Annotated in this window: 22 protein-coding genes and 2 tRNA genes; 16 read left to right on the top strand and 8 right to left on the bottom strand. The window is 34.9% G+C overall.

Annotation, left to right across the window (positions count from 1 at the left end; translation table 11 throughout):
* The first annotated feature begins 272 nt into the window (after positions 1 to 272).
* The 6 genes from BMY39_RS00325 to BMY39_RS00350 all read left to right on the top strand — a co-directional run bounded on the left by BMY39_RS00325 (position 273) and on the right by BMY39_RS00350 (position 6,225).
* Entirely contained in the window at positions 273 to 1,019 is a 747-nt protein-coding gene (locus BMY39_RS00325) for an electron transfer flavoprotein subunit beta/FixA family protein (RefSeq protein WP_092573976.1), read from the top strand.
* A gap of 100 nt (positions 1,020 to 1,119) precedes the next feature.
* A complete protein-coding gene (locus BMY39_RS00330) occupies positions 1,120 to 2,079 on the top strand; it encodes an electron transfer flavoprotein subunit alpha/FixB family protein (protein WP_092573977.1) in 960 nt (319 codons plus the stop codon).
* Positions 2,080 to 2,202: 123 nt separating this feature from the next.
* Complete coding sequence (locus BMY39_RS00335; protein WP_092573978.1) at positions 2,203 to 2,820, top strand: bifunctional nuclease family protein; 618 nt, start codon at positions 2,203 to 2,205, stop codon at positions 2,818 to 2,820.
* A 10-nt stretch (positions 2,821 to 2,830) separates the two neighbouring features.
* Positions 2,831 to 4,357 carry a NupC/NupG family nucleoside CNT transporter gene (locus tag BMY39_RS00340; RefSeq protein WP_245738104.1) on the top strand — a complete coding sequence of 509 codons (1,527 nt, stop codon included), beginning with the start codon at positions 2,831 to 2,833 and terminating at the stop codon, positions 4,355 to 4,357.
* Between the two features lie 128 nt (positions 4,358 to 4,485).
* Entirely contained in the window at positions 4,486 to 5,310 is an 825-nt protein-coding gene (locus tag BMY39_RS00345; RefSeq protein ID WP_092573980.1) for a thymidylate synthase, read from the top strand.
* A 198-nt stretch (positions 5,311 to 5,508) separates the two neighbouring features.
* Positions 5,509 to 6,225, top strand: a complete 717-nt coding sequence (locus BMY39_RS00350) for a hypothetical protein (protein WP_092573982.1) — start codon at positions 5,509 to 5,511, stop codon at positions 6,223 to 6,225.
* Positions 6,226 to 6,580: 355 nt separating this feature from the next.
* Here the strand turns inward: BMY39_RS00350 and BMY39_RS00355 are convergent, their stop codons facing one another.
* Positions 6,581 to 6,877 carry an isoamylase early set domain-containing protein gene (locus tag BMY39_RS00355; RefSeq protein WP_092573984.1) on the bottom strand — a complete coding sequence of 99 codons (297 nt, stop codon included), beginning with the start codon at positions 6,875 to 6,877 and terminating at the stop codon, positions 6,581 to 6,583.
* Positions 6,878 to 7,159: 282 nt separating this feature from the next.
* Between BMY39_RS00355 and BMY39_RS00360 the strand changes: the two genes are divergently transcribed.
* From BMY39_RS00360 to lspA, 4 genes are all read left to right on the top strand, one after another.
* On the top strand, positions 7,160 to 8,086 hold the full coding sequence (locus BMY39_RS00360) for a dihydrofolate reductase (protein ID WP_092573987.1): 927 nt from the start codon (positions 7,160 to 7,162) through the stop codon (positions 8,084 to 8,086).
* A gap of 15 nt (positions 8,087 to 8,101) precedes the next feature.
* Positions 8,102 to 9,565: a sialate O-acetylesterase gene (locus BMY39_RS00365; protein WP_092573989.1), complete on the top strand. Its 1,464-nt coding sequence runs from the start codon at positions 8,102 to 8,104 to the stop codon at positions 9,563 to 9,565.
* Between the two features lie 98 nt (positions 9,566 to 9,663).
* Positions 9,664 to 10,557, top strand: a complete 894-nt coding sequence (gene fabD / locus BMY39_RS00370) for an ACP S-malonyltransferase (protein WP_092573991.1) — start codon at positions 9,664 to 9,666, stop codon at positions 10,555 to 10,557.
* On the top strand, positions 10,558 to 11,067 hold the full coding sequence (lspA, locus tag BMY39_RS00375) for a signal peptidase II (protein ID WP_092573993.1): 510 nt from the start codon (positions 10,558 to 10,560) through the stop codon (positions 11,065 to 11,067).
* Positions 11,068 to 11,105: 38 nt separating this feature from the next.
* On the opposite strand, the gene galE is transcribed toward lspA, so the two are convergent.
* On the bottom strand, positions 11,106 to 12,131 hold the full coding sequence (gene galE, locus BMY39_RS00380; RefSeq protein ID WP_092573995.1) for a UDP-glucose 4-epimerase GalE: 1,026 nt from the start codon (positions 12,129 to 12,131) through the stop codon (positions 11,106 to 11,108).
* Positions 12,124 to 13,281, bottom strand: coding sequence for a DegT/DnrJ/EryC1/StrS family aminotransferase (locus BMY39_RS00385; RefSeq protein WP_092573997.1), 1,158 nt, complete (start codon positions 13,279 to 13,281; stop codon positions 12,124 to 12,126). Before BMY39_RS00385 ends, galE begins: the two co-directional genes overlap by 8 nt.
* A gap of 94 nt (positions 13,282 to 13,375) precedes the next feature.
* On the opposite strand from BMY39_RS00385, the gene BMY39_RS00390 reads away from it, so the two are divergent.
* Positions 13,376 to 14,671 carry a 3-deoxy-D-manno-octulosonic acid transferase gene (locus BMY39_RS00390; protein ID WP_092573999.1) on the top strand — a complete coding sequence of 432 codons (1,296 nt, stop codon included), beginning with the start codon at positions 13,376 to 13,378 and terminating at the stop codon, positions 14,669 to 14,671.
* A gap of 82 nt (positions 14,672 to 14,753) precedes the next feature.
* Positions 14,754 to 15,173, top strand: coding sequence for a hypothetical protein (locus BMY39_RS00395; protein WP_092574001.1), 420 nt, complete (start codon positions 14,754 to 14,756; stop codon positions 15,171 to 15,173).
* A 58-nt stretch (positions 15,174 to 15,231) separates the two neighbouring features.
* On the opposite strand, the gene BMY39_RS00400 is transcribed toward BMY39_RS00395, so the two are convergent.
* The 3 genes from BMY39_RS00400 to mutS all read right to left on the bottom strand — a co-directional run bounded on the left by BMY39_RS00400 (position 15,232) and on the right by mutS (position 18,151).
* Positions 15,232 to 15,316 (bottom strand) — tRNA-Leu (locus BMY39_RS00400).
* 54 nt (positions 15,317 to 15,370) lie between these two features.
* Positions 15,371 to 15,442: transfer RNA gene (locus tag BMY39_RS00405), tRNA-Gly, on the bottom strand.
* 96 nt (positions 15,443 to 15,538) lie between these two features.
* Entirely contained in the window at positions 15,539 to 18,151 is a 2,613-nt protein-coding gene (gene mutS, locus BMY39_RS00410; RefSeq protein ID WP_092574006.1) for a DNA mismatch repair protein MutS, read from the bottom strand.
* A gap of 207 nt (positions 18,152 to 18,358) precedes the next feature.
* Between mutS and BMY39_RS00415 the strand changes: the two genes are divergently transcribed.
* Genes BMY39_RS00415 through BMY39_RS00425 form a run of 3 tightly spaced genes read left to right on the top strand, consistent with a single transcriptional unit; the run spans position 18,359 to position 20,404 of the window.
* Positions 18,359 to 18,889, top strand: a complete 531-nt coding sequence (locus BMY39_RS00415; protein WP_092574008.1) for an RNA methyltransferase — start codon at positions 18,359 to 18,361, stop codon at positions 18,887 to 18,889.
* 14 nt (positions 18,890 to 18,903) lie between these two features.
* Positions 18,904 to 19,734 carry a hypothetical protein gene (locus BMY39_RS00420; RefSeq protein WP_092574010.1) on the top strand — a complete coding sequence of 277 codons (831 nt, stop codon included), beginning with the start codon at positions 18,904 to 18,906 and terminating at the stop codon, positions 19,732 to 19,734.
* A 49-nt stretch (positions 19,735 to 19,783) separates the two neighbouring features.
* On the top strand, positions 19,784 to 20,404 hold the full coding sequence (locus tag BMY39_RS00425; protein WP_092574012.1) for a class I SAM-dependent methyltransferase: 621 nt from the start codon (positions 19,784 to 19,786) through the stop codon (positions 20,402 to 20,404).
* A 105-nt stretch (positions 20,405 to 20,509) separates the two neighbouring features.
* Here BMY39_RS00425 and BMY39_RS00430 read toward each other — a convergent pair whose 3' ends face one another.
* Together BMY39_RS00430 and folK are read right to left on the bottom strand one after the other, a co-directional pair.
* Positions 20,510 to 21,454: a hypothetical protein gene (locus BMY39_RS00430; RefSeq protein WP_092574014.1), complete on the bottom strand. Its 945-nt coding sequence runs from the start codon at positions 21,452 to 21,454 to the stop codon at positions 20,510 to 20,512.
* A gap of 229 nt (positions 21,455 to 21,683) precedes the next feature.
* On the bottom strand, positions 21,684 to 22,820 hold the full coding sequence (gene folK, locus BMY39_RS00435; protein ID WP_092574016.1) for a 2-amino-4-hydroxy-6-hydroxymethyldihydropteridine diphosphokinase: 1,137 nt from the start codon (positions 22,818 to 22,820) through the stop codon (positions 21,684 to 21,686).
* Positions 22,821 to 22,886: 66 nt separating this feature from the next.
* On the opposite strand from folK, the gene BMY39_RS00440 reads away from it, so the two are divergent.
* Positions 22,887 to 23,591, top strand: a complete 705-nt coding sequence (locus tag BMY39_RS00440) for a queuosine precursor transporter (RefSeq protein WP_092574019.1) — start codon at positions 22,887 to 22,889, stop codon at positions 23,589 to 23,591.
* Positions 23,592 to 23,645: the final 54 nt, after the last annotated feature.

Below are 23,645 nucleotides of genomic sequence, written 5' to 3' on the forward strand. Positions count from 1 at the left end.
ATTTAACTCAAAAATAAGTCGTATTAAGAATTAATTCCTGACTTTTTTGAAAATAAATCTACTCTTTTTTAATTAATCATGATTTCTAGATTATTGTCAACCATATTTTTAAAAAAAATTTACGAAATTATTATTTGTTATGTTTTTTGTTGAAGTAAGCCGTTTAACATAAGAAGATAATTATAAAAATACTATGCATGCATAGTATTTTTCAAATAAAATACCTAACTTCGTATCCGCAAAAAATAAGATATTTTAATTAAGATAATATTATGAATATATTGGTTTGTATAAGTCATGTCCCAGACACAACATCAAAGATTAATTTTACTGATGGTGATACAAAATTTGATAAGAATGGTGTGCAATTTGTAATTAACCCAAATGACGAATTTGGACTAACACGCGCTATGTGGTTTAAGGAAAAACAAGGTGCAAATGTTACCGTGGTAAACGTTGGTGGTGCAGAAACTGAGCCTACACTGCGTAAGGCATTAGCTATTGGTGCCGATGCAGCAATTAGAGTAAATACTGAAGCTACTGATGGTTTTTCGGTTGCCAAACAATTAGCCAAAGTTGTAGAAGATGGTGGATACGATTTAATAATTGCAGGACGCGAATCTATAGATTATAATGGCGGTATGGTTCCTGGCATGCTAGCAGGTTTAATAGGTGCCAATTTTGTAAATAATTGTATAGGTTTAGAAGTGGATGGTACGTCTGCCACTGCTACTAGAGAAATTGATGGCGGTAAGGAAACTGTATCAACAGCATTACCTTTAGTTATTGGTGGACAAAAAGGTTTAGTAGAGGAAAGCGATTTGAAAATACCCAACATGCGAGGTATTATGATGGCACGTAAAAAACCTTTAACCATTACAGAACCTATTGATGCTGCTATAGGAACTACTTCAGTTAGTTTTGAAAAGCCAGCTCCAAAAGGTGCTGTGAAATTAGTTTCTCCTGAAAATTTAGATGAATTAGTGGATTTACTTCACAATGAAGCGAAGGTAATTTAGCTTGCTAAATTATTCCGAACTTGCTTCGGAATCTATTTTGAATATTTAGTAAAAAAATGAGATCCTGAAACAAGTTCAGGATGACAAAAAATAAAATTTTATGTCAGTTTTAGTATATACAGAATCAGAACAAAACAAATTTAAAAAAGCCGCTTTTGAAGTGGCCTCTTATGCCAAAGCTGTGGCAGAACAATTAGGAACAACTGTAACTGCTGTTACTATCAATGCAGATGACACATCCGAACTAGGAAATTACGGCGTAGATAAAGTATTAAAAGTATCCAATGCAGATTTAAATAATTTTAATGCCAATGCTTACGCCGCTATTTTAAAACAAGCAGCCGAAGCCGAAAATGCGCAGGTAGTTATAGTTGGTTCTAGTGCAGACAGCAAGTATTTAGCGCCCCTTTTAGCGATTGGTTTAAACGCAGGTTATGCTTCGAATGTTGTTGAAGCCCCTTCAAGCACAAGTCCGTTTACCGTAAAACGTTCAGCGTTTACCAATAAAGCTTTTGAGATTTCGGAAATCAAATCAGAAATAAAAATTATAGGGGTTTCCAACAATGCTTTTGGCTTAGTTGAAAATAGTGCTAGTGCTGCTGCCGAAGATTTTTCGCCTTCCATTCCAGAATTGGGTGTAAAAGTAGAGTCGGTTGACAAAGCTACCGACAAGGTAACCATTGCTGATGCAGAAATAGTAGTGTCTGCAGGAAGAGGTTTAAAAGGCCCCGAAAATTGGGGAATGATTGAAGAATTGGCCGATGTTTTAGGAGCGGCAACAGCATGCTCTAAACCCGTTTCAGACCTAGGATGGCGTCCACATAGCGAACATGTAGGACAAACAGGAAAACCTGTAGCGTCAAATTTATACATTGCTATAGGCATTTCAGGAGCTATCCAGCATTTAGCAGGGATTAACGCTTCAAAAGTAAAAGTAGTAGTAAATACCGATCCTGAAGCACCATTCTTTAAAGCTGCAGACTATGGGGTTGTAGGTGATGCTTTTGAAGTAGTACCGCAACTTATTGAAAAACTAAAAACATTTAAAGCACAACAGTAATAATTTATTTTTGTAAATTGTGTAGTACTGTAGAACTGCTTAAATTAGCATTTCATACCAAAAACTGTGTTTGCAGTTGGTAAAGTTCTAATTTAAGCAGTTCTTTGCGTTTTTAATAGATTTATGAGTTTAGTAAGATTAAATATAAAAGGAATTTCATACAGCCAAACCCAGAATGGTGCTTATGCCTTAATATTAAATGAAATAGAGGGCGACCGTAAACTGCCTATAGTTATTGGTGCTTTTGAAGCACAATCCATTGCCATCGCTTTAGAAAAGGAAATTCGCCCACCTAGACCGTTAACTCACGATTTATTTAAAAACTTTGCAGATAGATTTGATATTGTGGTAAAGCAAGTGATAATCCACAAGTTAGTAGACGGTGTATTTTATTCTAGTTTGATTTGCGAACGTGATAAAATTGAAGAAATTATTGACGCTAGAACCAGTGATGCCATTGCATTAGCTTTACGTTTTGATGCGCCAATTTTTACCTATAAAAATATTTTGGATAAGGCTGGTATTTATTTGAAAGTTGATCCCAAAACAGATGACGATGAAACTCCTGAAGACAGTGTTTTAGTTGATGACATTTTAGCTGGAGAACTAGAACCGGCGGTATCAAAAGAGGATTACTCTTCAAAATCATTGGAAGAACTACATCAACTTTTGGAAGAAGCCGTAAACAATGAAGATTACGAAAAAGCTGCAAGCATCCGCGACGAAATCTCCAAACGTTAACTAATCTTTTATGAAGCAATTTTTCTTTGCTATTGTTTTCATATTGTGTTTAATAAGCACACCTTCTTTTTCTCAAGATGCACTTAATAGTCTAGAAGAAACTAAAACCGAACTTACAAATCAAGCAGGAAACGAGATACGCACCACCCTTGTTGCAGATTCAACGGCAACATCTAAAATTGACATTGAAAACACTTTACAAAACGAAAAAGCAACTGCTATAATTCCAAGCGCAGGAAGTTCTTTTGCTAGTATGTGGCGAGGAATTCTTGGAATGATTACTCTTGTTTTTATTGCGTTTTTATTTAGCAGTAACCGAAAAGCGATAAACTGGAAAGTAGTTGGTATTGGTCTTACATTTCAACTTGTTATCGCCATTGGTGTTTTAAAAGTAGGGTTCATTAAGAATATTTTTGAAATTATTGGTGGTGTTTTTGTACAAATACTCGAATTTACGAAAGCAGGAAGCAAGTTCTTATTTGAAGGTTTAGTGGTAGACATGGACACTTTTGGATTTATTTTTGCGTTCCAAGTATTGCCAACCATTATATTCTTTTCGGCACTTACCTCTGTACTATATTATTTGGGGGTTATTCAAATAGTAGTGAAAGGTTTTGGTTGGTTACTCTCTAAACTACTTAAAATTTCTGGCGCTGAGAGCTTAAGTGTTGCTGGAAATATCTTTTTAGGTCAAACCGAAGCTCCGCTTTTAATAAAGGCATATTTAGAGAAAATGAATAAATCTGAAATGCTTTTGGTGATGATTGGCGGTATGGCAACCGTAGCTGGTGCTGTTCTTGCGGCATATATAGGCTTTCTTGGAGGTGATGACCCAGAATTACGTTTATTCTATGCTAAACATTTATTAGCAGCTTCTGTAATGGCCGCTCCTGGAGCCATTGTAATTTCTAAAATCCTATACCCCCAAACAGAATCTATTAATACTGATGTAAAAGTTTCTCAAGACAAAATAGGATCTAACTTTTTAGATGCGATTGCCAATGGTACGACAGAAGGTTTAAAACTAGCTGTTAATGTTGGTGCGATGCTTTTAGTTTTTGTTGCATTTATAGCCATGTTCAACTACGGATTTGGTAAAATTGGACATTATTCCGGTATCAATTCTTGGATTGTTGAAAACACCAGATATGAGAGTCTTTCCCTAGAGTTTATTTTAGGTTATGCTTTTGCGCCCTTAATGTGGCTTATTGGTGTCGCTAAAGAAGATATGGCATTAATGGGCCAGCTTCTTGGTATAAAACTAGCGGCAAGTGAATTTATAGGATATATACAATTAGCCGATTTAAAAGATGTTGCCAATGCTACGCACTTAAAGTATGAGAAGTCGGTTATAATGGCAACTTACATGTTGTGTGGTTTTGCAAATTTTGCTTCTATTGGCATTCAAATTGGCGGTATTGGCTCCTTAGCTCCGGGACAGCGCAAAACCTTATCGAAATTTGGAATGAAAGCCCTGTTGGGTGGCACTATTGCTTCTTTAATTTCCGCTACTATTGCCGGTATGATTATTGGTTAATAACTTTTTGATATTATCTCCTTTTTTGGTGAATGTCTAACCTCTCTTTTTCTTTAAATTCGTAATCGCTGATTTTACGCTGCAGCATGAGTTCAACCTAAAAGAAATTCCCTTAACAGGAAGTTGTTATGAAGCAATACCACGACTTAGTAAAGCATGTTTTAGAAAACGGAAACGAGAAAGAAGACCGCACAGGCACAGGAACCAAAAGTGTATTTGGTTACCAAATGCGATTTGATTTAAGTGAAGGTTTCCCAATGGTAACGACAAAAAAATTACATTTAAAGTCTATTATTTATGAATTGCTATGGTTTTTAAAAGGAGATACTAATATAAACTATCTTACTGAAAATGGCGTTCGTATTTGGAATGAATGGGCAGATGAGAATGGGGATTTAGGACCTGTTTATGGTCACCAATGGCGCAACTGGAACAGTGATGAGATTGACCAGATAAAAGAAGTAATCCATACCCTTAAAACCAATCCAAATAGCAGGCGTATGTTGGTTTCTGCTTGGAACCCTTCAGTATTACCAGATACGTCAAAACCCTTTAGTGAAAATGTAGCGAATGGAAAAGCAGCCTTACCACCCTGTCATGCATTCTTTCAGTTTTATGTAGCCGACGGAAAACTGTCTTGCCAATTATACCAGCGTAGTGCCGATATCTTTTTAGGTGTGCCGTTTAATATTGCCTCGTACGCCTTATTTACGATGATGATGGCACAGGTTTGTGGTTATGAAGCTGGTGAATTTATTCACACATTTGGCGATGCCCATATTTACAGCAATCACTACGAGCAACTAGAGCTGCAATTATCAAGAGATATTCGTCCGTTACCAAAAATGATTTTAAATCCTGAAATAAAGGACATTTTTGATTTTGATTTTGAGGATTTTACTTTGGTAGATTACAATCCACACCCGCATATTAAAGGGGTTGTGGCGGTTTAGAGTTTTAAGACTTAAAAGACTGGAACGATATCTTCATTTTAAGTTTTTAGGCTTTTCTTATTAAAATTAATTGAATAAAGGCACTTTCTTCAAGTGACAACACGCCAATTGTAAGAATTATACTTAACTTTATTGAAATAAACATAATGGGAACAAACGTAATTGTGTTTATTACCTTGTTGGCGTTAATACTGAACAATGTCTAGATTAAAATTATTATTTATTCCTCTGATTTTTATTTGTTGCAAACAGCAGACAGAAAAATTGAAAATTGAGTCTGACCAAATAAAAAAGAATTTTTACTCTAACGGAATTTTAAAATCGGAGGGATTGACTTTCGGCAATAACCAACCCATAGGAATTTGGCATTACTACGATTCTACAGGAATTCTGACCAGAACTGCAGAATACATCAAAATAAATGGACAAGCTTATATTAATCAAGATTGGTACTTTGACAAAAATGGCGATAAACGAAAAAATAAAGGAAGTCACTTTATTTTGACTTTTGAGAAGGACACAATTAAACTTAATGAACCCGTCAAAGCTAAAATTGATTTAGTAGCTCCTCTTTTTAAAAATAAAAATTCAAATATTTTGGTAGTTGTACCTAAAGATTATTCAATAAACTTTAACGAAGATTTTTCCAACTTAAAAGAGGTAAATCTTGATACAACTTTCAATTTGAATTTAGAACAAGACATGAAAAACACACTTGGACTTACAACTGATTTTGGAAAAAGTGCAGCTTTTGGAAGATATTTCAATTCTGTAGGCAAAAAGAAATTTCGAGGGATAATAGTTGAGTATTTTTATAAAGACTCAATTACAACTGACTCGGTTAAAGTTAATCGTTTTGAGAATAAGAAATATTTTGAGAAAGATATATTTGTATTAGATACTTTTAATAAATAGTACTAACGCCAACAAAGTATCTAAAAATTGCTACTTTTAGTTTAACCAATCTTAATTGCTCGTTTGCTTGCATCTGATTTTCCTTCGGAAAATCCTCGCACACAAACACGCAACTTCCCTTGTACATAAACGTTAAACGAACCTCCCAAAAAACTAATAATAACTCTTAAGAAACACCTCTGGCAAACTAACCCGTGTTAGGGATTGTAGCGGCATCCTTTTTGAGGCACGAAAAAAGATATAGCGGAAAGCCCGACCCCGCTTGCCCTGAGCTTGTCGAAGGGTGGGGTAACCCCCAAATAAAAAAAGCACCTTCTATGAAAAGGTGCTTTAAATTAATGCTTTAAGTGTAAACTTATACAGTTACAACACTGTTTTCGGCACCTGCAAAATCGCTCCATGCATAAGCATCGGCAGCAGCATCGTTTACATACTCACCATCTACGATATACTTAAACTCGTAAGAATTGTCTTTTTCTAAATCTATAGTACCTTTAAAAGTACCATTTTTTAATTTTTTAAGTGGTGCTTTTTTAGCGTTCCAATCGTTAAAACTACCTACTACAGCAACTTTTTTAGCATCTTCTGCTTCAATTGAAAAAGTTACTTTACATATAGGTTTACTCTTTAAATACTGTTTTTTAATAGCCATAATATAAGTGTTTTATTATGGTACAAATTTATAAAACAATACAATTCTAATTCTCTTTAAAACTTTAATGTTTAAAGAATTATCATTTTATCAGTTTGCACTCCATTTATTTTGAAGTATGTGAAAAATTTAAGAGCAAAATTGAAGTATTTGTAATGCTATTTTGCTAGTTTTATGCTGATTTTCAACGATTTCCGTCCTAAAACGTTTTCGTAATCCCAAACAAAGTATTCTTTATGGGTTTCGCTAAAAAGCTTTAACTTTACTTTTTAAAATATTGGAATGTTCGGAAAGAAAAAACAGCAACCACAAATTGATAAAGAACAATTAGAGCTTATTAAAAATGCGCAAAAACGCATTAAGCAAAAGAAGCGGCTATACGTTCATTTTGTCTTGTTTTTAATTGGCGGTGTACTCATAATTGTTGCTAATACCGTTTTAGGCATTGGTAAAGATTTTACTTTTGCTGGTATTAATTGGTTTGTATATGCCATTCTTATATGGCTATTCTTATTTTTGTACCATCTTTTTAATGTTTTTGTAACTCACAAATTCATGGGAAAAGCTTGGGAACAACAACAGCTAGAAAAATTAGTTGCTAAACAACAATCTAGAATCGAGAAATTAAAAGAAGGCTTTCGAAAGGAAGAAGTGCTGCAAGCGAAAAGTGAGGTGTACAATGAAATTGCAAGGGATACCAAAACTTCTAAGACTTCTGAAATAACTCTAATTGTGGCAGTGGCCGAAAATGATGCTATTGGCAGAGGCAACCAACTTATTTGGCATCTAAGCGATGATTTAAAACGTTTTAAAGCGCTAACTAGCGGCCACCATATTATTATGGGTAGAAAAACCTTTGAAAGTTTTCCAAAACCATTACCTAATAGAACCCATATTGTAATTACGCGTCAAAAGGATTACAAAGCACCAAACGGCGTTATCATAGTCCATTCTTTAGAAGACGCCATTGATGCCGCCAAAGCTGATAAACAGCCATTTATTATTGGTGGTGGACAAATTTACAAACAGGCTTTAGAAAAGAATCTGGTGGATAAAATTGAACTCACACGCGTACATGAAGATTTTGAGGCAGATGCATTTTTTCCAAAAATTGATACTACTATATGGAAAGAAACCAATAATGTATTCAATAAAAAGGATGCGGAGCATGATTATGAGTTTTCTTTTATAACTTACCAACGCTCATAATTTAAAATCTAAAAAATGTATCGTAAAATAATTTCGTTATCACCTTTAAGAATGGCAACCGTTTTATTTTGCCTTTTTAGCATCTTAGTTCATGCTGAAGTAAAACTGCCTGCAATTGTATCGTCAAATATGGTACTACAAAGAAATACTACTGTAAAACTTTGGGGTTGGGCAGATGCCAATGAAACAATTACTATTTCTACAAGTTGGCTTACTGATAATTTAAATGTAATCGCCGACGATAATGGCGATTGGTATATTAACGTAAACACCACTAATAGTAAAGCTGCACAATCAATAAAGATTACAAGTAAAACATCTAACATAGAATTAAGCAATATACTTTTTGGAGAAGTATGGATTTGTTCGGGGCAATCTAATATGCAACAACCTATGGAAGGTTACATGGGGCAACCAACATTTGAAGGCCCTATGACAGCTACCAAAGCAAAAAATCGGAATTTACGATTATTCACTGTAGAACGTGTGGCTTCTAAAACACCTTTAAATGATATTAGTGACTATAAATCTTGGCAAGAGGCAACTCCAGAAAGTGTGATTAAATTTAGTGCTGTGGCGTATTTTTTTGGTCAACAACTTCAGGATATTTTAGACGTCCCTGTTGGATTAATTCATACCTCTTGGGGAGGCAGTACAATAGAAGCTTGGATAAGCGAGGATATTTTATCAAAATATGAAACAGTAGCTATTGCAAACTCTGATATTTCAAAAAGACCGCAACATATCCCAACCGCTTTGTTTAATGCGATGATACACCCAATTACTAATTACTCAATAGCGGGCGCATTGTGGTATCAAGGTGAATCGAACAGGAAAGAGGCCAAATATTACGAAACATTATTTCCTGCTATGGTACAAGATTGGCGAGACAGATGGAATATTGGGAGTTTTCCTTTTTATTTTGTTCAAATTGCACCATTTATCTATAGCGGTAACGATAAATATCAAGCATCTGAAAACAGTGCTTTTATGCGAGAATCACAGCTTAATTGCGTTGATTTAATTCCTAATTCTGGTATTGCCATCACCTTAGATATTGGTTCTAAATATTATATACATCCCCCCAAGAAAAAAGAAGTTGCAGATCGGTTATTACTTCATGCTTTACATCAAACCTATGGTTATAAAAGCATAGACCATATTTCACCCCTATTTAACGAAAAAGAAGAAAAAGATGGAGGTATTCTACTAAGTTTCAAACATGCGGATTTAGGATTATTTGCTTTTGATACACTAAAAGATTTTGAAATTGCTGGCGAAGATAAAGTGTTCCATCCTGCAGAAGCCAAAATAGTAGATAGAAATAAGGTTTTAGTTACAAGTTCAAAAGTTTTACATCCCAAAGAAGTCCGATATTGTTGGAAAAACTGGGTTACAGGGACCTTATACAGCACGAACTTACTACCGGTTTCTTCTTTTAGAACAGACAGTTGGGATAACGCCACTAGAGCTGAATAGGGATAACCCATTACTCATGCATTTTAATCCAACATAGAAATCTTAACCACTATGATTAGTATTAAATTGCTATTTTTGCGGAACTAAAACGGTAATAAATGAAAGCATATATATTTCCCGGACAAGGCGCTCAATTTTCAGGAATGGGTTTAGACCTTTATGAACATTCTCCTTTAGCACAAGATTTATTTGAACAAGCAAATCATATTTTAGGGTTTTCTATTACAGATACCATGTTTGAAGGGTCCGCTGAAGATTTGAAGGAAACCAAAGTAACACAACCAGCTATTTTTTTACACTCGGTAATTTTGGCTAAGACTTTGGGAGAATCGTTTCAACCAGATATGGTTGCAGGCCATTCTCTTGGTGAGTTTTCGGCTTTGGTAGCCAATGGCACATTAAATTTTGAAGATGGCTTAAAATTGGTCTCACAGCGAGCACTAGCAATGCAAAAAGCTTGTGAATTACAACCAAGTACTATGGCTGCCGTTTTAGGTTTAGATGATGCTATTGTTGAAAAGGTATGCGCAACAACCGAAGGTGTAGTAGTTGCCGCAAATTACAATTGCCCCGGACAATTAGTAATTTCAGGGGAAATTGATGCCATTAACAAGGCTTGCGAAACCTTAAAGGAAGAAGGCGCGCGTCGTGCTTTAGTTTTGCCTGTTGGAGGCGCTTTTCACTCACCCTTGATGGAGCCTGCCCGTGAGGAACTAGCAGCAGCTATTGAAAACACTACATTTAACACACCAACATGTCATATTTATCAGAACGTTACTGCAAGTGCAGTAAGTGATGAAAATGAAATAAAAACCAACTTAATCTCCCAGTTGACTGCACCCGTGCGATGGACGCAGTCTGTTCAGCAAATGATTGCCGATGGCGCAACGTTGTTTACAGAAGTTGGTCCTGGTAAAGTACTGCAAGGCTTAGTGAAAAAAATAAACAGAGACGCCCAAACCGAATCTGCAACTTTTGAAGCCAATTCATAAATGAAAATCACTCGTCGTACTGCCTTTATTTTTATAACCATTATTTTGACTATTGCTGCCGACCAAATTTCAAAGGCACTGGTTAGAACCTATGTAGAAGCTGGATCATCTTCTCCAATTATTGGAAACGTCCTCCAATTAATGAATGTGGAAAACGATGGTGCATTTTTAGGTATGGGTGGAGACTTAAATCCCACACTCAAACTAATTCTATTACTTATTTTACCAGTGGTAGTTTTAGGTTTAGTGTTGCGCCATGTTATTAAAGATAAAAGCTTAGACAGATGGTCGCTCTTTGCATTTGCAAGCATTATTGGAGGGGGCATTGCCAACGTCTATGACCGTTTTGCATATGGTAGTGTAACAGATTTTTTATATATACGCATCACGGACGTTATTAGAACTGGCATCTTTAATTTGGCCGATTTATCCGTAACTACTGGCATGATTATTTTAGTAGTTTTGATGTTTAAGAAAAAAGAAAACCGTAAAACAACCAAAAGAATTTAAGAAAATTTCTAAGTCTATTTGGTTGTTTTAATTTTCAATTATTGCTCTCCTCTAACCTTTTGCTCCCAGTTCCAAGCAGAACGCATAGCGTCGTCTAATGTTAGTTGTGCTTTCCACCCTAATTCATTATTGGCACGATTTGTATCGGCATAGGCCGCAGTAATATCTCCTTCTCGTCTATCTACGATCTTATAATTTAATTTTTTACCAGAAACACGCTCAAAAGATTGGATAACTTCTAAAACAGAACTACCTTTTCCTGTCCCTAAATTAAATATCTCGTAATTGGCTTTATTTTCACCACTTAAAAGTCTATTGAGAGCCACCACATGGGCTTTTGCTAAATCTACCACATGAATATAATCACGAATACACGTGCCATCTGGCGTTGGGTAATCATCACCAAAAACTGATAATTGTTCGCGCAGACCAATAGCCGTTTGCGTAATAAATGGTACTAAATTTTGAGGAACACCAATTGGCAACTCCCCTATTTCAACAGATTCATGAGCACCAACAGGGTTAAAATATCTTAATGCAATAGCTTTTAAACTAGGTACGACCTTACATGTATCCTGTATTATCTCCTCTCCTACTTGTTTAGTGTTGCCATAAGGTGATTCCGCCTTTTTTACTGGTGCATTCTCAGTGATTGGCAATTCATCGGCTTGCCCGTAAACCGTACAAGAAGAACTAAAGATAAAACTTGCTGATGGCAGTTTTTTGAGTTCTCTAAGAACATAAACTAATGTTGAAATATTATTTTCGTAATATAGCAAAGGCTCCTGAACACTTTCTCCAACTGCCTTACTCGCTGCAAAATGAATTACGCCTTTTACATCATTATGCTTTGCAAAGAAAGCTTCCACTCCATTTTTGCTTTTAAGATCTAATTTTTCAAAAACTGGTGTTTTACCAGTAATGGCAGTAATACCATCTAAAACTTTAATGGAAGAGTTTGATAAATCGTCTATTATTATTACTTCGTAGCCTTCATTTTGCAATTCAACTACAGTATGCGACCCAATAAATCCCAATCCCCCTGTTACTACTATTTTATCCATTTATAAAGTTTATAATTGTTGATGTAATAAAATCAATTTGTTCATCATCTAACTCGGTATGCATTGGCAATGAAATAACCTCTTGCACTAATTTATTAGTTATTGGGAAGTCTTTTTCATTATACCTGTCATCGGCATAGGCTTTTTGTTTGTGTAACGGAATTGGGTAATATACCCCGCAAGGAATTCCCTTTGCGTTTAAATGTTTCACCAAAGCGTCCCTATCAGTATTTTTTATTTTCAAGGTATATTGATGAAACACATGGCAATCGCAAGTATTACAAATATTTTTGCCACAGCCGTTTGTTAGTTTTGGTGTAATGATATTTTCGATGCTTTTAAAGGCATCATTATATTTTCTTGCTGCTTTTTGTCGTGATTTATTATAGCTATCCAGTTTTGGTAATTTAGCATCTAAAACAGCCGCTTGTATACTATCTAATCTAGAATTTACACCAACTACATCATGATGGTAGCGTTCGTACATGCCATGATTTACAATTCCTCTTATGGTATGTGCTAAATCGTCATCATTTGTGAAAATGGCACCACCATCGCCATATGCACCTAAATTTTTAGATGGAAAAAACGAGGTTGCACCAACGTTTCCTATGGTACCTGCTTTTGCTTTAGTACCATCACTATTAGTATAATTAGCCCCAATGGCCTGCGCATTATCTTCAATCACATAAAGATTATGCTTTTTTGCTATTTCTAAAATAGCTTCCATATTGGCGCATTGACCAAATAAATGAACAGGCACTATAGCTTTTGTTTTTGAGGTTATGGCATTCTCTAGAGCCTCTACGTTTATATTAAAATCGTCTTCATTAACATCTACTAAAACTGGTGTAAGATTCAACAACGCTATAACCTCAACGGTAGCAGCAAAAGTAAAATCGGCGGTAATAACTTCATCACCAGGCTCTAGCCCTAACCCCATCATGGCAATTTGTAACGCATCTGTTCCATTAGCACAAGGAATTACATGCTTTACGCCTAAATAATCTTCTAAATTCTTTTGAAACTCATGAACCTTAGGTCCATTAATAAAAGCAGTGTTTTCAATTACATTTTCAATAGAAGTACTAACAACATCTCTTATGTCGTTGTATTGACCTCTTAGATCAACCATTTGAATTTTCTTCATGTTTAAAATTTGAAGACCAATGTATTATGATTACATATTGGTCTAATTTTAATTATGCCCGTATGAGCTTTATGTAGACAAAATTACAAAATTCATGTACGTCATCCATAGATTTATTACAAAGAAATGTATTTTAGCCATAAAGATTTCAACCTTGCAGTTTATATACAATACGGGTATACAGTTTATTAGTTTTATTTTAAAAATTACTGCATTTTTCAATACCAAAATTAAACTTGGTGTAGAAGGGCGCAGAAAAACTTTTAAAGTTCTAGAAGAACATATAAATATACCTCATCGTACATTTTGGTTTCATTGCGCTTCCCTTGGTGAATACGAACAAGGACTACCAGTGTTTGAAAAACTACGAGCGCGTTATAAAACCCATAAAATTGTATTGAGTTTTTTTTCACCCTCAGGCTATGAAATACGTAAAAACTCCCCTATCGCTGATGTAGTAGTGTATTTACCGCTAGATACCAAAAAAAATGCTTCTAGGTTTTTAAACATTATAAAACCAGAACTTGCCATTTTTGTTAAATATGATATTTGGCCAAATTATTTAGATGCCCTTAATAATAATAGTGTTAGAACAATTTTAATTTCGGCGGCTTTCAGAAACGACCAAATTTACTTTAAACCGTACGGCAGCATGTTCCGAAAGGCTTTGTTTACTTTTGAACATATATTCACTCAAAACGAATATTCAAAAACATTATTAAAATCCATAGGCTATAACAATACTACTGTTTCAGGAGACACCCGTTTCGATAGGGTAAGCAACCAACTAAAAATTGATAATTCGTTGCAATTTATTGAAGAGTTTCTCAACCAAAAGATGTGCATAGTTGTAGGCAGTTCATGGCCCGAAGACGAAGCTTTATTCGTTAACTTTATTAATAGCAAGAAAAACAATGACGTAAAGTACATAGTTGCACCTCACAACATTAAAACATCTCAAATTAATAATTTTAAGTCTAAACTTGATACTGAAGTTATTTTATATTCTGAAAAAGACACTAAAGCGTTGAAGGAATATAGCGTATTAATTATTGACACCATAGGGCTTTTATCAAAAATATACAGTTATGCTCACATTGCCTATGTTGGAGGCGCCATGGGTACTACCGGATTGCATAACACCTTAGAACCTGCCGTTTTTGGTATACCAATACTAATTGGAAAAAACCACCAAAAATTCCCTGAAGCTCAATCTCTTATTGATAATGGTGGCATGTTTGCTGTAGAAAACCAAAACGAATTTGATACAATTTTAACCAAGCTTATTGAAAATGATAACTTTCGCACAATATCAGGATCAAAAAATGCAGCATACATAAATAAATATAAGGGTGCCGTCATCCAAATTATTAACTACTTACGTATATAGTTTATTGTTATAAACCATATAAAAATTTATGCAATTTACTTATATTAGCATTACTAAATAATTAACACTTAAAACAAAAACCATGAAAAAATTACTTTTAGGAACAACTTTACTTTTAGCATTAAGTTTAACATTTACTTCTTGTAAAGACAACAAAAAAGCTGAGTCTATGGAAGAAGGCATAGAAAATGCAGCAGAAGCAACGGAAGATGCTATGGAGGACGCTGCTGATGCCGTTTCTGAAGCTGCTGAAGATGCAGGAGAGTCTATTGAAGACGCTGCTGAAGAAACAGGTGAAGCTGTAAATGATGCAGTTGAAGCGGCTAAAGAACTAGTAGATAAAGAGGAGGTTGTAGTGGACTACTCATATACTGTTGCCGGTAAAGAGATAAAAGGTTCAAAAACGTTTAGTGGTCATCAAGATGAAGTTGAAGCCGCTGTAAAAAAACTAGAAGATTCTCTTAAGAAGATTGATCCGAAAATCACTATTACTGTGAAATAATCAAAAAAATAACTTTTACAAAAAAAAGCCTTTACAAGAAATCTTGTAAAGGCTTTTGTACTGAAGGCGGGACTTGAACCCGCACGGCCATAATGGCCATTGGATTTTAAGTCCAACGTGTCTACCAATTCCACCACTTCAGCATAATTCGACAGTGCAATTGCACATTGAATTGGTATATTTTAAGAAAGTTTCAGAGCGAAAGACGGGATTTGAACCCGCGACCCTCACCTTGGCAAGGTGATGCTCTACCCCTGAGCTACTTTCGCAGTTTGTAATGAACGTGCAAGCTTTCGATTGCGGATGCAAATTTAAACTATTTCTAGGAAATGCAAAGCCTTTTGAAAAAAATAATAAAACTTTTTTTAGGCTTGTTTTTTCTTAACTAGCATGCGCTTAATCTCATTGAGTTTCATGAGTGCTTCAACTGGTGTTAGCGTATCTATATCAATATGTAATATTTCGTCTTTTATATTTTCCAATAGAGGGTCATCCAAATTAAAGAAACTTAACTGCATATCATCATTTAAAGTTTTCACCTTATCTGTTAACTCTTCACTAGAATGAGATTTCTCGAGTTTCTCTAAAATTTTATTGGCTCTACGCAAAACCTGTTGTGGCATTCCTGCCATTTTTGCAACGTGAATTCCAAAGCTGTGTGCACTACCTCCTTCAACTAATTTTCTTAAAAACAGAACATTGTCTTTCAGCTCTTGTACAGAAACATTAAAATTCTTGATGCGCCCAAATGTTTCACACATTTCATTAAGCTCATGGTAATGTGTAGCAAATAGCGTTTTTGGCTTTGAAGGATGCTCATGTAAATATTCAGTAATAGCCCATGCTATAGAAATACCATCATAGGTACTTGTACCACGCCCAATTTCATCTAGCAGCACTAAACTTCTATCAGAAATATTATTTAGAATAGATGCTGTTTCGTTCATTTCTACCATAAAGGTAGATTCGCCCATTGAAATATTGTCGCTAGCGCCAACTCTGGTGAATATCTTATCCACCAAACCAATGTTTGCTTCCTTAGCAGGCACAAAACTTCCTATTTGAGCTAATAATACTATTAAGGCAGTTTGCCTCAAAATTGCAGATTTACCAGACATATTGGGACCTGTAATCATAATAATTTGTTGGGAAGTTCTGTCCAAAAACACATCATTGGCAATATAAGCCTCACCCAATGGCAATTGCTTTTCGATAACCGGATGACGTCCATCTTTTATATCTAAATCGAAGGAGTCGTCCATCTTTGGACACACATAATTGTTATCCTTGGCCAATTGCGCAAAACCGCACAAGCAATCTAATTGCCCAATTAAATACGCATTTTGTTGTACTGCTTTAATGTATTGGTTCATCCAAGCTACCAACTCAGAAAACAATTGCTGTTCTATGGTTAAAATACGTTCTTCAGCACCTAATATTTTTGCTTCGTATTCTTTAAGTTCTTCGGTAATATAGCGTTCAGCACTTACTAAGGTTTGTTTTCTAATCCATGTTTCTGGCACTTTATCCTTGTGGGTGTTACGCACTTCAATATAATATCCAAATACATTATTGGATGCTATTTTAAGCGATGTAATACCTGTTCGCTCACTTTCACGCTCTAGCATATTATCTAGATAATCTTTACCTGATTTTGATAAGCCTCGTAGTTCATCCAATTCCGAAGAAAAACCAGTTGCAATAGTATTTCCTTTTAAAACGTTTACAGGTGCGTCTTCGTTCAGCGTTTCTTTTATTTTTTCGCGAAGTACCTCACAGCTTTGTAGGTTATCGCCAATAATTCGCAACGCTTCATTTTTAGAATTTGAAGCTATACTTTTTATGGGCACAATAGCTTCTAGTGAATTTTTAAGTTGGATGACCTCTCTCGGGTTCACTTTTCCTGTAGCGGTTTTTGAAATGAGACGTTCTAAATCACCAATATGTTTAATATGATTTTGAATTTTTTGAAGCACTGGGTCTTCTTTGGTAAGAAAATCTACTACCTCATGCCTTTGCTTTATTTTTTTAATATTTTTTAATGGCAATGCTAACCAACGCTTTAATAAGCGCCCACCCATTGGCGATATGGTTTTATCTATTACATTTAAGAGCGTTACCGCATTATTATTGGTAGAATTATACAGCTCTAAATTTCTAATGGTGAACTTATCCATCCATACATAATCATCTTCTGCAATTCTGGCAATAGACGTAATGTGTTGCAATTTATGATGTTGGGTTTCGCCTAAATAATGCAAGATAGAACCCGAGGCAATAACACCTTCATATAAATCTTCAACCCCAAAACCTTTAAGTGTTTTGGTATCAAAGTGTTTGATTAGGGTTTCATAGGCATAATCAGTTTGATATACCCAATCTTCTAAATAAAACGTATGGAAATCGTTGCCAAAAGTCTCGTTAAAGAGAGTTCGTTTTTGTTTAGAGACCAATACTTCACTAGGGTTAAAATTTTGGAGCAACTTATCAATATACTCTGCGTTGCCTTGAGAGGTTAAAAACTCGCCCGTAGAAATATCTAAAAAAGAGATCCCAATATATTTTTTATCGAAATATACCGAACACAAAAAGTTGTTGGATTTAGAGACCAACACTTCATCATTCATTGCTACTCCTGGAGTTACCAATTCGGTTACGCCACGTTTTACAATGGTTTTGGTTTGTTTAGGGTCTTCCAATTGGTCGCAAATAGCAACACGCTCGCCTGCTTTTACCAGCTTTGGCAAATAGGTGTTTAAAGAATGGTGCGGAAATCCAGCTAATTCGGTTTCGCTTTCACTGCCAGCACCGCGCTTGGTTAAAATTATACCTAAAATACCGGCGGCCTTTACAGCATCACTCCCAAAGGTTTCGTAAAAATCGCCTACCCGAAACAACAATAACGCATCAGGGTACTTTGCCTTAATAGCATTGTACTGTTTCATTAACGGTGTTGCCTTTTTTGCTTTTTTAGCCAATGGTCAAGTGGTTTTTTAGTCTTATTTTTGTGTAAATCGTAGCTTGCAATGTACTATTAATTTCATGTTTTTTGAAGTTGAAGCATCACAAGTTATTTACAATTGAGCCGAGATTTCAACAATAACTTGTCATTCAGAACGAAGTGAAGCATCTTAATACCAAAAGACACTTCCACTATGTCCAGCATGGCATTATAGCTTAAAAAAGTGAGAAAATTAAAAAATAGTGAATTAGACAGGTTAAATGTTGAGGCGTTTAAAGCGGCCAAAAAAACACCTATTATTATTATTCTTGATAATATTAGAAGTTTAAACAACATAGGCTCGGTATTTAGAACGAGTGATGCCTTTTTAGTCGAAAAAATTTACCTCTGTGGCATAACGGCAACACCACCCCATAAAGACATCCATAAAACAGCTTTGGGAAGTACCAATACCGTAGCTTGGGAATATGTAAAAAACACTTTAGACTTAGTTGAGAAATTAAAAGCTGAAAACATTAAAATATGTGCCATAGAGCAAGCCGAAAATGCCACCATGCTTAATGAATTTACACCTCAACCACAAGCTACCTACGCTCTAGTATTTGGAAACGAAGTAAAAGGTGTGGCGCAAAATGTGGTTAATGCTAGTGATGAAGTTATAGAAATTCCACAATTTGGAACAAAACACTCTTTGAATATCTCGGTAAGTTGCGGGGTAGTAGTATGGGATTTATTCAGTAAATTAGAGCATTAAAAGCATAATAAAATATGAAACTTAAATTTATTTTTTCGCTACTTACAATTTCACTATTGCTATTGGGGTGTAAGGATAAGCAATACATTCCTATTGAGTACCTCTCAATGGAATTATCACCAAACAAGCAAGAGCAGAAACTTACTATTTTAAATAATGAAATTAACGGCGTTACCAGCGAGCATGTTGCCATTACTAGCAACATCACTAAAAAGGTAGAGCTTAAAGAAGGATACAAAACTATTTATTTATTTATAAAAGGATATGGCAACCTCACCTCGGGCGATAGTATTTATAGCATCGTCCCCGAAACCATTATGCTACCTAATACTGTTGAAGATATTTCGTTTAAACCTCTTGAAAACAATACGCTGCATTATTTAAAAATATCTGTTTTACAGACCGAACTGGATAAAGAAGACATAAAAACGTTTCCGACAGAAAACACCAATAGTATTTATTTTAAAAAGTTCACAGATTGTGAATCGTATACAGAGCCTATTAAGAGTCCGCAAACAACAAGTAGAACTATTTTGCCTAACAAGCACATTCCAAGAGTAGCCATGGGCACCGTTAAAACTATTGGCCCAGATGCAGTTGGCGCCCATGAACATGCTATGTTAGAGCAATTATTTTTAGGACTCGCCAACAACCAAACCATAGTGTACGCAGACGATGCCCAAGTAGATTTCCCAGAATATTCACTACTTCATATTCCACGCGGCTCAAGTCATTCTGTAAGCGTTAATGCCAATAATGAAATGTATTATGTTTGGATGGATTTTTTCGTGGATAAAGATGGGGAAGAATGGCTAAAAACACATAACACCAATAGCGATAATTAAAAATTTTATCCCTAAAAAAGCAAAAACACCATGGCCTACCAAGGCCGTAATGAAACAAATTTACGACCTCAACCTTTGGGGAGGGAGTAGCTTTGATTTTTACTCAGGTGAAGGTTCGCATAACCCCAATATTACTGTACCATATCTAGAATCGGTAATTGCGTTTTTAAAGTCGCTTGATGAACCACTAAGCGTTTGCGATTTGGGATGTGGCGATTTTAATATTGGGCAATACTTAGTTAAATACACCAAGAAATATATTGGCGTAGATATAGTTGACAATCTGATTGAAAGAAATAAAAAGCTTTTTAACGCTGATAATTTAGAGTTTGACTGTTTAGATATTGCAAAAGACGAACTTCCAAAAGCGGATTGTATTATTTTAAGACAAGTATTTCAGCATTTATCAAATGCTGAAATACTAAAAATTATTGAAAAAGTTTCAAGTTATAAATATGTAATTCTTACAGAGCATATTCCTTTGGGAAATTTTGAACCTAATAAAGATATTATTTCTGGTCAAGGTATTCGGTTAAAACAGAATAGCGGTGTTGATTTATCAAGACCTCCGTTTAATTTAAAAATTAAGGATACCGAACACCTAACGACATATTATGTAGAGAGCTCCACTAAAAGTCAAATCATCACCACATTATATCAATTACCCTAAAACGTTTAGTACTCGCTTGTACCCCTACTAAATAAACAAGGCTGCCTGAGAGGGCAGCCTTGTTTATTTTACATATACTGAATACGCTTCTAATTCAAGCTCAAGTTAGTTTTGAACTCTATCATGCGTAGTATTCGCCCATCTAATTTGTGCTCTCCCGCCTCTAACACGATACGCACCATATCTAATTTTTGATTGCGTTCCTCTTTCTGGTGAAGGAATATTCCAATTAAATGCTTCACCTCCAATTATGGCATTACAATAGTGTATTTTTTTTGAAGAATCGTTTGGATCTACTTTAAAACCTACCTCTAACACAAAAGAAGTTATTTCATTTTTATTGACTCTTTTTAGTAGAACTACTTCTCTACCGCTTCCTGACCCACCACGTTCTAATATACGCTCAGCATAAACATCGAAAGCCACTTGCTTGTCTGAATTACTACCTGTACCGTAAACAGGATGTGCTCTATATAAACAGATAGCAGGATCAGGAGAACCACCACCACCAGTGTGTTGTCCTTTGGCTTGTGCTATGTATGTACCATCTTGACCAAAAGAGCCTGCATCAGCTACTTCAAGAATCCTAAAGTCTCCAGTAAATTTTACTGATGATCCTACATTAGAGTTTGCTACTGGTAATGAGCGTTCTATTCGAGGTTGTAAAGTATTTGGCGCATCAATATTATTGGAGCCAGCTGCAATATTATATATTCCCCATTTAAGTCCATCAATTTCAACTTCTTTGTAATTCGCATAACAACTTCTATCATCAATAGTTCCAATATTTACAGGGTTTGGTAAATCGTTTGATGTTCTAGTAGCATTTTCACCATCAGGGTTACATGTTGTGTACGCACCAGTATCTTCATCAACTGCTACCAATGAACCTGGATCTGGGTCCGTATCTGGGTCTGGATCGACAATGATTTCTTCTATTGCTTTGGTAAGGTCTGTGTCCTCAGATGAACAAGAGAAGAAAGCAGCAAAAACAATTAATGAGGTAATTGTTAATATTCTTATTTTGTAAGAAGTGTTTATTTTTTTCATATTTTTTTGAACTTTCAGCAAAAATAAAGATTTAAAAAAACAATCCATCCTGAACTATCCTGCATTATTTTAATGAGTTTAGAACTAGCAATTAATTAAACAGACTAGTAAATAGTAGCAATTATTAAACTTCGGCAAATTCATTTAATTAAGTACCTAATAAATAACTGAATTATTAGTCGATTTATTATGTAGAAATTGCTCCTGTAGCAGATGATTAATTTTGTTTCTATAATGAGTTTAACAATATCTTATTCAAAACCCACAAATAATCCTCGCGGTTATTTACAAAATCTCTTTCTGAAACATCAATCATTTTTACATTAAATTCTTTTTGGGTTTTTAAAAACTCTAAATAGCCTGCATTAATTTTTTCCAAATAATCATCTGCGATATTTTGCTCATACTCGCGTCCGCGATTTTTAATATTCTGTTGCAAACGTTCAGTGTTTTGATATAAATAAATATACAATTCAGGTTTTGCAATATCCTTATACATTAAATAGAAGAGTTTTCGATAGAGGTTAAATTCATCTTCAGGTAATGTGATTTTAGAGAAAATTAATGATTTAAAAATATCATAATCACTCACTACAAAATCCTTAAATAAGTCTAATTGCGACAAATCATCAGAGATTTGTTGGTATCGGTCTGCCAAAAAACTCATTTCTAAGGTAAATGCATATCTATTGGCATCCTCATAAAACTTTGGTAAAAATGGATTGTCCGCAAAACGCTCCAAAATTAATTTCGCATTAAAATCATAAGATATCTTAGTGGCTAAACTGGTTTTTCCTGCGCCAATATTACCTTCTATAGCAATGTAGTTATATGTTGAAAAGTCAAATTGTTTGCTAGGGTTTTTTAACCAAATTTTAATTGGTTCCAATTTAGAATCATCTTTGCATTCATTCAATAACGCCGAAACCTCTTTTTCGAATTCTGGGTGTTTTACCTTAGAGGCAATATCATTTAAAGGCATCAATACAAACCTTCGCTTTTGCATTTCGGGATGCGGTACTTGCAAGGTTTTTGTATTAATAATTTGGTCTTCTGCAAAAACAATATCTAAATCTATGGTTCGGGCTTCGTAGCCTTTTTTTGTGTTTCTAGTTCTGCCCAATTTGGTTTCAATGCTTAGTAGTTGTTTTAAAACCTTTTTAGGTTCTAAATAACTTTCTAAAACCAAGCAACAGTTAAAAAAATCATCGCTTTCAAACCCAAACGCAGGTGTTTTATACACCTTGGAAATTAATTTAATATTCCCAACCTGTTCATAAATGGCATCTACCGCCAATTGTAAGTTTTTAAACTTATCGCCTTTGTTACTGCCGAGTGCAATATAATAGGTTACGGGTTTTTTCATCGAATAGCAAAATAATAAAAAGTAAATGGATTTGGGTTATATTTACAGAACGTATTTATCCACAATATGACATTAAAAGACAAACTCCTAGCCCAACGTATTTATTTACTTCTTGGTGGGCTATTTATCACATCGCTGGTAGTATCAAACCTTATATTTCAAAAGTTTTTTTATTGGTACCCCTTTGATATTGAAGTTTTTGGAAGTAAACTTTTTGAAATTTCAGTAGGTATATTACCTTACCCTATTACCTTTTTAATCACTGATTTAATTAGTGAAATTTATGGTAAAAAGCGGGCGAATGATGTGGTAGTGGTAGGTATTTTTGCCTCGCTTTTCTCACTTTTAATTATTTATACCGCTGCCAATGTCCCTGCGACATCGTGGTCTTATATAAATGACAGTTTATTTAGAAAGGTTTTTGGAAACTCAGCCGTAGCTGTTTTTGCAAGTATGCTTACCTATCTATTTGCTCAATTTGTGGATATTCAAATTTACCATTTCTGGAAACGACTTACAAAAGGAAAACATTTATGGTTGCGAAATAATTTCTCCACTTGGTTTTCACAATTTGTAGACACTTTTACCATTGTATTTTTACTATGCTCTTTTGGCATTATAGATTGGGCTAATTTTAAAGGCCTTCTAGTTAGCGGTTTTCTTTTTAAGGTTTTTGTAGCTGTTTTGGATACGCCACTACTGTATCTAGGTGTTTACTTGTTTAAAAGACGCTTTAACCTAAAAACCAACGAGGAAATCAAACTGCTATAAAAAAATTTAATGAGTCAATATTTATAGGGCTTAGGTTAAATTAATATTAAACTT

It is taken from the genome of Hyunsoonleella jejuensis (assembly GCF_900111025.1).
GTDB lineage: Bacteria > Bacteroidota > Bacteroidia > Flavobacteriales > Flavobacteriaceae > Jejuia > Jejuia jejuensis.